13 protein-coding genes are annotated in these 14,888 nt (G+C 55.4%); 8 read left to right on the top strand and 5 right to left on the bottom strand.

Annotated elements, in window-relative coordinates:
• The first annotated feature begins 88 nt into the window (after positions 1 to 88).
• The 7 genes from AC1RO0_RS22795 (at position 89) to AC1RO0_RS22765 (ending at position 7,098) form a co-directional block, all read left to right on the top strand.
• A complete protein-coding gene (locus tag AC1RO0_RS22795) occupies positions 89 to 628 on the top strand; it encodes a flavin reductase family protein (protein WP_498595020.1) in 540 nt (179 codons plus the stop codon).
• Between the two features lie 148 nt (positions 629 to 776).
• Positions 777 to 1,637, top strand: a complete 861-nt coding sequence (locus tag AC1RO0_RS22790; protein ID WP_498595019.1) for an isocitrate lyase/PEP mutase family protein — start codon at positions 777 to 779, stop codon at positions 1,635 to 1,637.
• Positions 1,634 to 3,070, top strand: a complete 1,437-nt coding sequence (gene leuC, locus AC1RO0_RS22785; RefSeq protein WP_498595018.1) for a 3-isopropylmalate dehydratase large subunit — start codon at positions 1,634 to 1,636, stop codon at positions 3,068 to 3,070. The genes AC1RO0_RS22790 and leuC overlap by 4 nt, the downstream gene beginning before the upstream one ends.
• Positions 3,063 to 3,680 carry a 3-isopropylmalate dehydratase small subunit gene (leuD, locus tag AC1RO0_RS22780; RefSeq protein ID WP_052224232.1) on the top strand — a complete coding sequence of 206 codons (618 nt, stop codon included), beginning with the start codon at positions 3,063 to 3,065 and terminating at the stop codon, positions 3,678 to 3,680. The genes leuC and leuD overlap by 8 nt, the downstream gene beginning before the upstream one ends.
• Before the next feature lie 1,157 nt (positions 3,681 to 4,837).
• Complete coding sequence (locus tag AC1RO0_RS22775; RefSeq protein WP_197070340.1) at positions 4,838 to 5,854, top strand: ABC transporter substrate-binding protein; 1,017 nt, start codon at positions 4,838 to 4,840, stop codon at positions 5,852 to 5,854.
• A 53-nt stretch (positions 5,855 to 5,907) separates the two neighbouring features.
• Positions 5,908 to 6,804: an N-acyl homoserine lactonase family protein gene (locus AC1RO0_RS22770; protein WP_052224233.1), complete on the top strand. Its 897-nt coding sequence runs from the start codon at positions 5,908 to 5,910 to the stop codon at positions 6,802 to 6,804.
• Positions 6,805 to 6,903: 99 nt separating this feature from the next.
• Complete coding sequence (locus AC1RO0_RS22765) at positions 6,904 to 7,098, top strand: DDE-type integrase/transposase/recombinase (RefSeq protein WP_047639351.1); 195 nt, start codon at positions 6,904 to 6,906, stop codon at positions 7,096 to 7,098.
• Between the two features lie 104 nt (positions 7,099 to 7,202).
• On the opposite strand, the gene AC1RO0_RS22760 is transcribed toward AC1RO0_RS22765, so the two are convergent.
• The 4 genes from AC1RO0_RS22760 to AC1RO0_RS22745 form a co-directional block, all read right to left on the bottom strand.
• Complete coding sequence (locus tag AC1RO0_RS22760; RefSeq protein ID WP_047639352.1) at positions 7,203 to 7,652, bottom strand: RbsD/FucU domain-containing protein; 450 nt, start codon at positions 7,650 to 7,652, stop codon at positions 7,203 to 7,205.
• 50 nt (positions 7,653 to 7,702) lie between these two features.
• Positions 7,703 to 8,707, bottom strand: a complete 1,005-nt coding sequence (locus tag AC1RO0_RS22755; protein WP_498595017.1) for an ABC transporter permease — start codon at positions 8,705 to 8,707, stop codon at positions 7,703 to 7,705.
• Positions 8,698 to 11,253 (bottom strand): ATP-binding cassette domain-containing protein, encoded by a 2,556-nt coding sequence (locus AC1RO0_RS22750; protein ID WP_498595016.1) that lies wholly within the window; start codon positions 11,251 to 11,253, stop codon positions 8,698 to 8,700. Before AC1RO0_RS22750 ends, AC1RO0_RS22755 begins: the two co-directional genes overlap by 10 nt.
• Positions 11,254 to 11,333: 80 nt before the next feature.
• Positions 11,334 to 12,332, bottom strand: a complete 999-nt coding sequence (locus AC1RO0_RS22745) for an ABC transporter substrate-binding protein (protein WP_498595015.1) — start codon at positions 12,330 to 12,332, stop codon at positions 11,334 to 11,336.
• An 817-nt stretch (positions 12,333 to 13,149) separates the two neighbouring features.
• Here AC1RO0_RS22745 and AC1RO0_RS22740 point away from each other — a divergent pair.
• Positions 13,150 to 13,923, top strand: a complete 774-nt coding sequence (locus AC1RO0_RS22740) for a DeoR/GlpR family DNA-binding transcription regulator (protein WP_052224235.1) — start codon at positions 13,150 to 13,152, stop codon at positions 13,921 to 13,923.
• Between the two features lie 359 nt (positions 13,924 to 14,282).
• On the opposite strand, the gene AC1RO0_RS22735 is transcribed toward AC1RO0_RS22740, so the two are convergent.
• On the bottom strand, positions 14,283 to 14,867 hold the full coding sequence (locus AC1RO0_RS22735; RefSeq protein WP_498595014.1) for a hypothetical protein: 585 nt from the start codon (positions 14,865 to 14,867) through the stop codon (positions 14,283 to 14,285).
• Positions 14,868 to 14,888: the final 21 nt, after the last annotated feature.

Raw genomic sequence — 14,888 nt, 5'->3', positions numbered from 1 at the left:
ATCGTCGTTGCTAAGCACTCGGGCGCCACATCGATAGGTGGTAGCCCGGTTCATCCGGCCGGGCCGGGATAAACCTTGTGGGGGAATGATGTCCGACATGACGAATGGAGTTGGGGCCGAGGTTGTTGCAGCCGATGCGGCCGTATTTCGCAATCTGTGGAGGAGCTTCGGCGCGGCTGTTGCCTTGGTCGCGACGGAATACGAGGGTAGTCGCCATTCGATGCTGGCGACCGCCACAACCTCCGTTTCGATGGATCCGCCTTCGTTACTGGTTTGCGTTAACCGATCCGCATCGGCTTATGAGGCACTCAAGGCGAAAGGCGCTTTCTCGCTCGGGATCATGCCATCGGCAAGCCACGGAATAGGCGTTGCCATCGCAAGTGCAGCCAGTGCAGAGCGCTTTACTCACGGCAATTGGCAACAGCTTTCTGGAACCGGCGACATCACCGATGGATTGCCATGGCTGGAAGAAACACAGGCGACACTCTTTTGTGCCGTCGGTACGGCGGTCGAGTATGGAACGCATACGATCTTCGTGGCCAATGTTTTGCACGCTACCGGCAGCCGCAGCGGCGATCCGCTACTTTACTGCGACGGCCGCTACGGCCGCTTCAACGAGATCGCGTAAAATGGGCTCGTTGCCTCTTACGACGCACAAGGAATTCCCCGCTCCGATGTATGTCGGGACATTGATATCCGGGCGCGCAGAGTGCGCATTCACCCTTTAAACGAGAAGCCGCTAGAGATTTCTCAGACCTTGCAAGAATGGAATATAGATGGCCACTCCCGAACTAAAGCAAGCGCTGGCAAACAAGGAGTTTGTTGTCGCACCGGGCGTCTTTGACATGATCTCAGCTTTGATGGCTGATAGTATGGGATTTCGCGCGCTGTATGTAACAGGCTACGGCACTGTCGCATCCTATCTCGGCATCCCGGATGCCGGCGTCGCGACCTACCGCGATATGGTGGAGCGTATTGGTCAGATCTGCAAACGTACAAACACACCGGTCATCGCTGACGCAGACACCGGCTATGGTGGCCTTCTGAATGTGCGCGAAACGGTGATTGGATACGAAAACGCAGGGGTCTGCGCGATCCAACTGGAAGATCAGGAATTCCCAAAAAAATGCGGGCACACTCCTTTTCGGCGGGTAATTCCCACATCGGATATGCAGCGTAAAATTGAGGTGGCAACAAAGTCGCGCAAATCCGACGATCTACTAATCATTGCCCGTACAGACAGTCGATCATCGCTCGGAATTGATGAGGCCGTCAAACGTGGCCAAGCCTACGCCAACGCCGGAGCAGATGTCGTTTTTGTTGAGTCGCCCGAAACAGAAGAAGAGATGAAGTTCGCGGCGAATGAGATCAAGGCGCCGCTTTTGGCAAATATCGTGAATGGTGGGCTTACCCCGCTGTTGCCAGCCGACCGTTTGGCAGAGCTTGGCTATTCGATCGCCATCCATCCGGCACTCGGATTCCTCGCGGTCGCTCGCTCACTGGAAGTTGCCTATCGCGACCTTTTGAAAAACGGTCACACGTCATCGGACGTCGACCTCTATTCCTTTGCGAAGATGAATACGCTGATGGGTTTCGAAGATATTTGGGCGTTCGAAAAACAATGGGCAGAGCAATGACCGCAGTGTCCAGCGCGACGTTGCCGCAAACGTTGTACGAGAAGCTCTGGAACAGCCATGTCGTACGTGAGCGCGAAGACGGCAAGACGCTCCTGTATATTGACCGGCATCTTTTGCACGAGGTTTCGACGCCCCAATCCTTTATCGCTTTGGAAGAGCGGCAGATACATCCTCGCCGGCCGTTAGCAAATCTTGCCACCCCCGACCACGCGGTTCCCACGCAGCATCGCGACCAGGTCATGGCGGATCCCCAGGCGCGAGCTCAGACCGACCGGCTCACCGAGAATGTAACACGGCATAACATTCCTTACATTCCGTTGGATGATATCCGACAAGGCATTGTCCATGTCGTAGGCCCGGAACAGGGCTTCACCCTGCCAGGTATAACCCTTGTATGCGGTGACAGCCATACCTCGACCCACGGAGCATTTGGCGCACTGGCGTTTGGAATTGGTGCGTCTGAATGCGGGATTGTCCTGGCGACCCAGGTTCTCATTCAACAAAAAGCGTGGACCATGGAAGTGCGCCTGATCGGCGAGCTGGGAACTGGCGTATCAGCAAAGGATATCGCGCTTGCGCTCATTGGAATGCTGGGTGCCAATGGTGCAGCCGGTTACGCAATCGAATACACCGGAGATACAATCAGGCGTCTATCGATGGAGGCGCGGATGACGCTGTGCAATATGGCGATCGAGGCTGGCGCCCGCATCGCGCTGGTTTCTCCGGATCAAACAACCTTCGGTTGGATCGAAAGCCGTCCGATGGCGCCCGCAGGCAAGATGTGGATGCAAGCAGTGGAGTATTGGCGCACGCTGGCCAGTGACGAGGGAGCTAGGTACGATCGCGTCGTTGAGTTGGATGTGAGCGAGATCGCACCACACATAACGTGGGGAACATCACCGGAAGAGACAATCGCGATCAATGGAAATGTCCCGGACCCCAATGCGGTATGCGAGCCCGCAAGGTCACGAATGACGCGGGCATTAGACTACATGGGGCTCTCCGCCGGCCAGAAGCTGGAGGGAACGCCGATTGACGTCGTGTTCATTGGATCCTGTACCAATGGTCGGTTGGAAGATCTGGCGACAGCAGCTCAGATCCTTGAAGGTCGTCACGTCCATGAGGGCGTCCGCGCGATCGTGGTTCCGGGATCAGGGACGGTTAAGCGTGCGGCCGAACAGGCGGGATTGGACAAGATCTTCATCAATGCAGGTTTTGAATGGCGCGAGGCTGGCTGTTCGATGTGTGTCGCCATGAATGGCGACAGTATTGGACCGGGCCAGCGCTGTGCCTCAACCTCCAATCGAAATTTTGAGGGTCGGCAGGGGCGCGGCGGGCGAACGCACTTGGTTTCGCCGGCTTTAGCCGCCGCCGCTGCTATCACCGGCCGCCTGACCGATCCGCGCAAGCTAAAGGAATTTAAGGATGAATGAACCGCTCGTCCACGTTCATTCGCGCGCGATTTCGCTGCCAGATGCCAACATTGATACCGACATAATCTTTCCCGCGCGATACCTACTAAAAATCGATCGCGTCGACATGGATAAATGTCTGTTTCACGACCGTCGGTTTCACCCTGATGGCACAGTTATTCCGGATTTCCCTCTTAACCGGGAGGGCTTTCGGGATGCCAAGGTTATAATCGCAGGCCCCGGATTCGGCTGCGGATCATCGCGGGAACAGGCCGTCTGGGCTCTCGTTGACTATGGCATCCGTGTCATTATCGGCACCGACTTTGGCGACATTTTTGCTGGAAATGCACCCAAGAACGGGATGCTGTTAATTCGGACCGACAGAGCCACCTTGGCGACGTTGACGGAATATGCGCAAGCCGGCGGGCTCTTTGACATCGACTTGCAGCGGCGGCGTCTTGAGGTCGACGGCGGTGATGTGTTGCGGTTTGAATTGTCTGATTCTGCCCTGCAAGCATACGCTAACGGCTGGGACGAGATGGACGTCATTCTCAATACTGAGATCGAACATATCTCGAAATTCGAACTCGCCCATCAGCGCTGCCAACCCTGGCTTTTTGTTGGACGCTGATTGCCGCTATTCTGCGCACCTAATCGAAAGCACACAAGCGGAGCCGCTGCGATCGCTCGGTTTTATCCAGATTGATAAACCATGTCTGGGAGCGCGCTTTAGCAGGCGTAACTTATGATTGAATCGTGCCACTCCCCATCGGCGACGATGCGCGCCTTTTTTCCACGTCGGCTGAAGATAGTCTCAAATCGTGACCACACGTTACCCCCGGAGGAATTTCTTGGGCCGTAGTTTTGGGCAGCACCGCGGGGTGAGTAACAGGCATACTAGCGAGGCATGCAAAAACACTTGAAATTCGCATGGCAAATCCCTCCGCTCTGGAAAATCCCCCACGCCAAAAGACACGTGAAGTGATAGATTACTTTGGTCACAGCACTATATAATCGTATAGCCGCGGATCAAAACCCTCGTATATCCGACATTTCTGTAGGGAAACGCAATAATATACTTCATCTTTGGTAAGGGATGATGAAACCCCTCGGCGTAGAAACTCATTTGCGGCCATCACGATTTTCCTCATCTCAAGACAGCCTTATAGTCTATTTCGCCCATTGAAGCCTGATACATGTACGGAATATTGTCAATCGTGTTTACAATATGTCCGAACATATTTCGCGGTTGGCGGCATCGAAACCTGTCTCTGGTCAAAGATCACCGCAATTGTTCTGAAAGCGCCACGGTGACGAACCGCGTGACCAAGCCCGCGGTCGCGCCAACCTGACTCATCAGATGACTTCATTTCAACGACGTCGACAATCATGGCCTGCAGGCAATCCGCGCTCACGGAAAGCATCAGTTCGGCTCCCGCTGAACACAACGGAGGATTTCATCACCTCTGCCACGTTCTCTTAGCCCATTTTCCCTCCGAGACCTTACAGCCGCCGACATGAAGCTCCACAGCTTGCGGCTCGTCTGTCCCGCTGCTCGATTCGGCCAAAATCCAATATAAACTAAATGATATAATTCATTTGACTCGAGCGGCTGTGAAGAGCAATTATTTGGTGAGCGAGATGCAACGCTACGTAGCCGTTGGAGGGCGACTGCGGTCGGGCTGTGAGCTTTGAAACGATCAAAATCGTTGTCGTATCTGATCGGATAAGCCACGTGAGGGCGGGGTCGCGAAAAGCTGACTCCTACGGAGAAGTGGGGGGGATATGATGTATCATTTCAAGATGGTCGCATTTATTTTTGTGGCCGGTCTAATTTCGACAAGCGGTGTCGACGCCCAAACAGCGACGCCACCCAAACCGATTAAAGTCATGACTGCCGCCCCTTCTTTGACCACGGCGGTGCCACTGACGGTGATTGCACGTCAGTATGACAAGGCCCATGGCCTGATCATCGAAAACCCACAGGCGGGCACCAACAGTTCGTTGATCATCGATGCAGTACTTTCCGGAAATGCCGATTTTGCCGTAGCTGGAACGCTTACCGTTCTCCAAGCCATTCGTGCTGGCGCCAATCTCACCATCGTCGGCGCCGTCGCCAACAATCAGTTGGTCACGGTCGTTGGAAAAGACGCCCTGAAGAAGATCGATTTCGCGCGCAATAAACCGATCGGTGAACGGATAAAAGCGCTGAAGGGCCTCACCATCGGTACCAATCCAACCGGAGCGACCTACACGCAGATGCTGCGCGCCTACCTCAAGGAATACGGCCTCGATCCGGACAATGATGTAAAGCTCGTGGGGATCGCAGATGCCAGCGCTCTGATTACCGGGCTTGAGCAGGGTCGCTTCGACGCAATCGCCACGGCCAGCGGCGTGGCCGAGCAGGCCTTATCCCTCGATGCCGGGAGCGTCTGGTTTTCGGGCGCCCGTGGCGACATACCAGGCTCGGATAGGTCAATCGTTGCGCTCGCTGTGACGCGGCCGGATGTGATTGAAAAGGATCCCGCAACGGTTGAGGCCTTTCGTGCATCTCTGGCAGACGCGTTGAAGGCGATCAATGAAGACCACGTCGAAACTGGACGTGCGTTGAAGGAGCAGTTTTTCCAGAAGTTCGATCCCTCTTTGTGGAAGATCGTCTGGGACGGCGCAACGGCTGCCTTCCCGACTTCGCTGACTTTCTCCCGGGAAGCTTTTATCTTCTGGATCAACAATGATCCAAAGGGTGCCGAAAGCTACCAGGGTATCGACTATAAAAAGATCACCTACGGGCCGTCCCAAGGCTGAGCCGCAACAATCGACTGGCGAGGCGAAACCATGTTCGGTATCGGAAGATAAGCATGAAGAGGTTGCAAGGATTGCTTGATACGGCGGCGCTCGCGGAAGACGAATATTTCGTCTACTCCTTGTGCTATGCCCATAATGGTAGCCGGCGCGTGCACGACGCTTTCCTGATGCCCCAGGATCTTCACAACGGACCGATGCCGATCGACTACAGCATCTGGATTGTCGAGAATGGGCATCGGCGCTTCATTGTCGACCTGGGCTTCGATCCCGCTTCGGCGGCAAGGCGAAATCGCAAGCTCACGCATGACCCGGTCGACGCGCTGGAACAGATCGGAGTGCGGTGCGACGCGGTGACCGATGTGGTTATTACTCACCTCCATTGCGATCACGCAGGCAACATAGAAAGATTTCCGAACGCCACTGTTCATGTCCAGGATTCGGAAGTTGCCTTCGTTGCCAGCCGATGCATGTGCGAAGATCACCTGCGTTTCCCCTACGAGCTCGATCATGTGCTCAACGTGATGCGCAAGAATTTCGCCAAACAACTCGCGTTCCATGATGGCGACGACAGTTTGTTTCCAGGGGTCACGCTCCATAAGCTGCCAGGCCATACCGCCGGACTACAAGGGGTGCGGGTCAAAACGCCGCGCGGGCCTGTGCTCCTCGCATCGGACGCAACTCACTATTTCCCGAACGCATATAATGTGAAACCTCACCCGATCACGCTCGACGTCGCCTCGATGATCGCTTCGTATAGGAAAATCATGTCGCTTGTATCGGGGCCTGACTTCGTAATTCCCGGTCACGATCCCAAAGTGCGTGCCATCTATCCAAAACTGATGGTGAACGGCATCGTTCTGCATGCTCTGCACGACGCGCCCAGTGAAACGGACACTGGATACTTCCAGAGTGTGACGAACTACCTGCCTGAGTATCCCCTTGAGCAATGAAGGGTTTTGTACCGTATGTCGGCGAAGACCAGCGGGATGCGAATTTGATAGGCCTGAAAAACATGAACGTCGCGGCTGCCAGTGCAGGCATGGTTCTGATTGATCGAGATCCTGCGGGTCAAATACCTCGACGACATCATTGAACAAGACCACCGATTTATCAAGAAGCTGACCCGCCCGACGACTGCGTTGAAATCCTTCCAGTCCGTGTCAGCAATATTGGATGAAATTGAAGTGGTGGACATTAGCCGTAAACACCAGCTTCCAGCCAGTGGCCAATCGGCATTTCAGTAGCTCGCTGGATGATCGTGTCCGGCGATAGCTGTTTTCGCGGCCCCCATAAGTTTGCGAGAGAGCCCTTATGAGTGGATGCACTACCAAATCCGAGTCGGAGCTCATCAAGGCCCATTCGCGGCGGGCGAGCGTTTTGCTCGGATAACGCCCTTCGTCAGCAGAATGTTGGCGTACAGCGACGGCTCGACCGTCGAAACAATCGCAAAGGCGCTCTCAACAAGACCGACGAATGCAAAGCGGTCAACACAGGTGATCTCGATTTGTTGGTCGAGTACTTTATCGACTGCCGACCGAACGTCCGGAAGCAACGGTGGCGCCGTACCGTCATCAAAAGCCGTCAATTGCACAGGGCTCGGCCCGAAATCGTCAAGTGGAAAGACGTCAAGGATCGCCTTGAAAAGAGGCAGGACAGGGCCGTCGTGGCGAACCAGCCTCTTGGCAAAGCGACTGGCGGGAAAATTGCCGTCTGCGAGCAATATTCGATCCCCGTGGCCCATGTCCGAAAGAACCTGCAGCAATTCCCCATTTAATATTGGATTAATCCCCAGGAGCATGTCAATCCACCCTTCTTTACAATAATCTGATACACACTATGAAGTCCTAGTCACAGTTTCTCGGGATTGAGGTGACTGTAGATTGAAACAGCCACAAGTATAACCGCGCCGTTCACTGCATTTTGGATGTAGGGCGAAATCAGCATGATATTCATGAAGTTGCTGAGCGATGCCAACATCAGCACGCCTGATACAGCGTGCTTCACGCCTCCGAGCCCACCGGCGAGACTAACTCCCCCGACCACGACGGCAGCGATCGTTGTCATTAGCAAGTCGCTGCCCGAAGCATAGGAAACGTATCCCGTCCGACTGAGAAACAAAAAGCCGGCAATACCACCTGCAAGTCCACAAATGGTGTGGGCGATCAGCTTGACATTGGCGACGGAGAGACCCGAATAGAAGGCCGCTCGCTCGCTGCCGCCGATCGCATACAGTTTGGCTCCGAAACTCGTCCGGTTGAGGATCCACCAGGTAGTGGCTGCAACGCCGATGAACACAAAGACCGGCGCCGGAATTCCCATAGGGCGGCTTGCTCCGAAGCTGGCGAAAAATGGATCTGGATAGTAGATCGGAGATCCGCCCGTCACAATCAGGATGATGCCACCGAGCAGCAAGGAGGTTGCCAGGGTCGTGACAAATGCCGGTATATGCAGTCGCGTCACCATCAGCCCGTTGATTAGGCCGGCGCCGATCGATACGCCAAATCCGGCCACGATGGCAGGATAGAAGCCGATGAACGGCAACGATCCCAAGCTCATCATCGCCTGTTGTTCAGAACCGGCTCCTCCCATGATCACCGCGGAGATAATCAGGACAGCGACGATAGACAGATCGACGCCCCCGGCGATGACAACAATGGACTGGCCAAGAACGAGCACCCCGACAATAGACGCTTGGTACAATATGGTCGCAAGATTGGAGGGACGAAGAAACATGCCTCCAGACAGGATCGCGGCCAGTACGACAAACAGTACCAGCACAGCAATGGTACCGTTATCCTGCCAGAATTGCCGGGATCTCATCCCGGTCATGACACCACGCGCGCTTACTGCCATGACAGGCCTCCTTGCGACTGCCGGCTACGCGAGACGCTGACACCAACCACAAGGACGATGACCGCCGCTTTCACGATGTCCTGATAGAACGGGTTAAGACTCACTAGGTTCATGCCATTCGCAATCATTTGGTAAATGAGCACGCCCACCATGGCTTTGGGGAGGCTGCCTTCACCGCCGAACAGCCGCGTTCCGCCAATTACAATCGCCGCAATTGCATCCAGCTCCCAACCGTTACCGATTTGCGGCACACCAGATGATGTGCGAAGCACGAGGGCGAGCCCACCTATGGCCGAGAGGATACCGGACAGAGCGTAGACGGCAATTTTTCGCGTTTGAACCGGAATGCCAGCGAGGCGAGCTGAGCGCTCGTTGCCGCCGATAGCATAAAGATTGCGACCGAACCGCGTTCGCGACAAGATCCAGGTAAGGATGGCCGATACGGCAATCCAGACGAGAACTGGAAAACTAAAGATCCAGATGCTGCCTTTTACCGGCTCTAAAAGCGCCGCCGGCACCGCCACGCTCTTTTCCGCCACGACGAACGCAAGCCCACGCGCGATGCCCATCACGCCCAGCGTCGCAATCAGCGGAACGACCCGGCCGAATGTCACCGCCAAGCCGCTCAACATTCCGAGCGCCAACCCTGAGATTATTGGCGCGGCGACAGCCAGAGGCAGTGAAATTGGCGCAAGTTGCGCAAAGATGACCGACGAAAGCGCGAGGATGGCCGCGATCGAGAGGTCGAAACCGCCAATGAGGACGACAAGGAATTCTCCGCAGGCAAGAAGGCCCAGTAGAGAAGCTTGGTTTAATACGTTCTGTATGTTCGTTTGCGTGAGAAATACCGGCGTCATCAAAGACCCAGCTGCTGCCAGCGCGATTAGCACGACCAGAATCTCGGCCCCCCCAAGAAGGCGCCGCAAGGACTGAAAGCGTGTGGCGTACCCCTGTTTCCAGGGTGGGTCGTCAACAGCGACCGGGGCCGAAGCGCCAGCCATCGCGTCGGAGCGCTGGTTGGACACAATATTCGATGATACCGCGTAGTCCATGATCTCGATCTGGTTCGTATTCGAGGTCTCCAGGATTGCCGTCTGCTGCCCTTTGGCCAGAACCAATACGCGATCGGAAATTCCGAGAACTTCGGGGAGCTCGGAGGAAACGACGACAACAGCAACTCCGGATCTCGCAAGCTCGTCGATCAAGCGATAGATTTCGGCTTTTGCGTTAATGTCCACCCCGCGCGTGGGCTCATCGAGAAGCAGAACCTTCACGTCGGCGGCAAGCCACTTGCCAATGACGATTTTCTGCTGGTTACCTCCAGAAAGGCCACCGGCGCGCGCGCTCCAAGAAGGGGTTTTGATCGAAAGCTCGTCGATCTGTCGGGTCGCGACATCTCGCGCCCTGACCCAGTCGAAGCCGAAGCGCCCGCGTAGCTTGTCAACAATCGGATAGATCAGGTTCTCGGTTACCGAGCGGCCGAGAACAAGTCCGCTGGCCCGGCGTTCCTCCGGCACCAGCCCGATCCCCAATCGCGTAGCGGCTCGTGGCGACGCTACTCGAACTGTGCGACCGGCCAGTCTGACATGGCCGGAGTCGGGCCGCCGTATCCCAAATATGGTTTCGAGGAGTTCCGTGCGCCCGGCGCCTATGATGCCAGCGATAGCAAAGACCTCGCCCCGTGACACGGAAAACGAAATATCCGTAAATTCACCGGTTCTTGAAAGATGTTCGACGGCGATAGCTTCGCCCGATTGGCTATGTGTTGATCGCGCGTATTGCTCAGTTAAAGGCCGCCCTACCATCGCCTGGATGATGAACTGGCGCGTTGTCTCTCTTACAAGGGCCGATGTGACACGGCTCCCATCCCTGAAGATCGTCACGCGATCCCCAAGCGACAGAACTTCTTCGAGCCTATGCGAAATGTAAACGAGCCCTAGGCCGTCTTCCCGAAGGCGCCTTAGTAAAATGAACAGCCGATCCACCTCATCATTGGTCAGTGATGCGGTTGGCTCGTCGAGGATCAGAATTCGGCTCTGATAGCTGAGCGCTTTGGCAATCTGTACAAGTTGTTGTTGGGCGGGCGGCAGCGTGCCTACCGCAATCGATGGATCGACATCAAGTTCCAGCGTCGAGAGAAGCAACAAGGTGCGGCGGCGCAGTTCGACACGATCCACGATGCCGAGGCGGTTAACCGGCTCGTGGCCAAGAAAAATGTTCTCTGCAACTGTCATCGCGGGGATCAGGTCGAGTTCCTGATAAACGATCCCGATGCCTTGCGCGATCGCAGACGCCGGATCAAGCGTCACGACGATGCCATCAATCTCGATTGTTCCCGCGTCGGGCTGGATCGCACCCGCCAGTACGCGCATGAGAGTGGATTTTCCCGCGCCGTTCTCACCAACAAGGCAATGTACCTCGCCCGCATGGATATCGAAGTCCACACTCTTGAGTGCTTGCACTCCCGGATAGGCTTTGCTTACCCTGTTCAGCCGGGCGACCAACGGCCCGCTTTGAGCCTCCTGATCCAGTTCCATCACATACATTATCGATCTCCACCAAGTTGACCGGAGCCGCCCGTCTTTTGAGCGGCCCCGGCTTATGCGCGTCTAGTCGGGAGAGCGAACTAGCAGCAGCCTACGCCCATCGCCTTCAACTCTTGAATGCGAGCCTTGAGGCGGTTGACGTGGTCAGGAGTGTCGTTGTCGAATGTTTCTTTTGGTACGTATTGGACCTTCTGCTCAATCGGCTTGCCGGCCTTGTAGTCTTCGAAAACCTTCAGGGTATTGGCACCGAAGAATGGTGGCGTCTGAACAGTGAACTTTGCATCACCGTCGATCATTGCTCGCAGCGCATCGACCGTGCCGTCCTTGCCCCATAAGTGACCAAGGAGCTCGGTGCGCCCCGCAGCCTTGATGGCCTGGATACCGCCGATCATCTCGTCATCGTTGTCGAAAACGATCCCATCAATAGTTCCCGCCGAAAACGCTTGAAGAAGGTCCTCCGTGCACTTGCGTCCGGGTTCTCGAGAGTAGAGACCGTCGCAGGTCGCAGCCCACTGGATATCTGGGTTGGCCTTGAAGACATTGTCGAGGCCAGCCTGTTCGTCGATTACCGGCGAGGCACCTTTGTTGCCGGTGACATGCAGAAGCTTTCCTTTCGGCGCACCGTTCTTCTTGATCATGTCCTCAACGGCATCTTTGCCCACGCGTTCTCCGGTATCGACAAAGCTCGTGGTTAGCAGCGCAAGCCAGTTGTCCTTACCCGGAGTACCCGGCAAAGCGCGATCAACGACGATAAGCGGAACGTTGGCTTTCTTTGCCATGTCCGGGACCGGCGCGAGTGGTTCATACTCGATCGGCGCAACCACCAAAAGGACTGGCTTGCGGGCCAGCAGGTCCTCAATGTCTGACAACTGCTTGGCTGGGTCAGAATTCGCATTGGTCCAGACGAAGTCGTAGCCGGCGTCCTTGAATGCTTTCTCCATGTCCTTCGTGTCCATGACGCGCCACTCGTTTTCCATGCCGGCTTGGGAAAACACGACGAGCCCCTTGTCTTGTGCGAAGACAGGTGATGCTCCAAACACCAAAGCGGTCGCCATTGCGATAGTAAACATTCTTTTCATGGGGTTTCTCCTCCCGTTGCATTGGCCGGCTGGCCGGCAATATCCATATTCGGGCCCAGTCGCACCTAGCGCGAAAACGAGCACGCTACCCGTTCGGGCAACGAGCGTTCTTTCGCCCATGCGCACATACCAAGCATTATGAAAGTGGTGGCTCCCCTCCCGAGAGGCCCTGCAAACACCGCATCATCGTGCGTATAGTGTTTACATAACCGCATCTAAACGCGGATTCTATGTCTTGTCAATCGCAATATGCCGCATTTAACCGCACAACGGTGCGTGATATGCGGAGTTTCCGTCGGTTCGGAATGCTTTGTCTTTGTTAGTGACTTACGTTGGCGCCAACAAATGAAGAGTTGAACCGAGTCACACGAATGGTCGACATGTTGGTTGGGCGATTGCCACGAGGTATAGATATAGGACCCGCAGAGCACCTGGGCTGCGGGTGCGTGGATCTCAATTGACGCCTGGAGATCACCCGGGGAACGAATGGTGCAACTGTCGCTTCCATTGGGTGACACCCGCAAACGCGCGCAAAAGTAGCACCTGATTCACCGCATAGTCGCCGCAAGCTGCAACCGGCGCATCGATCCACTTCCCGTACGCGGCTGCTAAAACCTTCCTGAATACACCGATCGCCTTGGATCCGCCGACCGCTGCAGGATTTACTGCAAATGCCCAGGCAGTTCGCTGCCAGGCCAAGCTCGAATAACCGCATAAATACCGCATAGTGTCAGCATTTTGGAGCTGAAAGTACCGTATATGCCCGTTTCCGGCGTCTCGCTTGCGTTTTTTGCCTATCGGAAGTAAGGATAACCGCATGATCATAGAAAAACGTCGTCAAACCATACTTTCAATTTTGATCGAGGACGGGCATGTTCGTGTCAGCGATCTTGCCGAACGTTTTCGTGTCTCCGACGACACGATCCGAAGGGATCTGACAATGCTGTCGGATGAGGGCTATCTCCAAAAGACCCACGGCGGCGCGGTCAATCTCGATATTCCGAGCATGAGGCGAGACATGCGCCGTGGCATTGCCCAGGAAGCAAAGGAACAAATCGGCGAGCAGGCGGTTGCTCATATCGCCGTCGGGAGCACGATTTTTCTCGATGCTGGCCAAACTGTTCTAGAGGTCGCCAAACGCCTGCCGGCAGGAAGTTTTACTGTCATCACGCCGTCCCTTGATGTTGCAATTGTCTTGAGCGTAAGAACGGATATCCGTCTGATCATCCTTGGTGGCGAGTGGGATAACGCTCAGCGGCTTTTCAGGGGGCCGACAACCATTGAGGCAATCAAGAATTTCCGGGTGAACATCATGGTGACGGGAGCGTGCGCAGTCGACCGTACGTTCGGCGTCACTGCCTCTGAAGAATGGGACGCTGCGGCCAAGCGCGCTATGCTTGCAGTCAGCGAGCAGAAAATGCTGGTGGCCGATCACACTAAAATGGGCCGTCGCGAACCTTTTTTTGTCTCTCCGCTCGAAGACTATGACTTCTTTATCTCCGATCGGCCTGTTAGCGGCAATCTCGGCGTCCAGCAGAATTCCAGTGATGCTGTGGTACGTTTTTCTGCTCCTGGCGTGCAGGCAGGCTGAGTCGTTTGAGAAACTAAATGGCTGGTGTTGATTCCACGCGGAACTGCGCTGGCTCAGTTCCGCGTGGAATCAACAGGCCAAGACTTATAGTTGAGGACGATATCGAAGATCACACTGCCGTTTGCGGCGCGAGGAGATTAGGACGCGTGGTCTTGTTCTTCGGTCGTCTCTGTGGGCAATCGCAAGTTTATCGCGTGTCCAATTTCGACAGACAATTCGATCGGTCGCTCGGAGTGGATTCGAGCTTCCAATTCCGTCATGCGGGTGAATTGACAGAATACCCAACGAATGCCGCCAACGGCGGTCTTGAGGAACCAAACTGTCGATATGCACGCTGGACGATCGATTTACGAAAGAGCTCAAATACCGCCCAATCGCTCAAGCATCTCTCGCAGCTGCATGTTCTGTTGTCGCAGATGACTTGCCAGCAAAGCCTTCAGCCGTCGGTTCTCTCCCTCAAGCGTGATCAAGTCATCGGAGGGCACTTCGACTTGAGCGGCGGTTGATCGTACAATGGCTGGATCTTTCGCACTCTGGGTGTGAGCAACGGCGCCCGCGTCACGCCGACGTCGTAACACTCTAGGAGATCCCCGCCCCGGACGGCCCCCTTCCAGTTCTGACATCTGACTCTGTGCCGGAACATCAACTTGCTGAAGCAGACAACTTTGCTCCGCCTCGGCCAATGAACCCGAAAACTTTCTGTCGTCGATGGTCTCGGTCTTGTCCTCGAGATGAACTGCTGGCCCTGAATTCGGCAATAGCACACTATCTCGGCTCTGAGCCGTTGAATCCGGGTTTGGATCGAACAGATGCGGCACTTCAGCTTCCGCCTCACGCACAAGAGCCTTGAGATCTGTGCTGCCCCAAATTGCATTTTTCTTCACATTGGGCCGCCGGCGCGCCGATTTTATTTCGACTACGAAGGCTCTTTGCTGTGTTTTCATATGTGTCCGATCTTTGCGATT

This window comes from Rhizobium sp. GW821-FHT14E12, assembly GCF_058803745.1.
The sequence above is the reverse complement of the archived record's forward strand: the minus strand, read 5'-3'. Positions and strand labels throughout refer to the sequence as shown.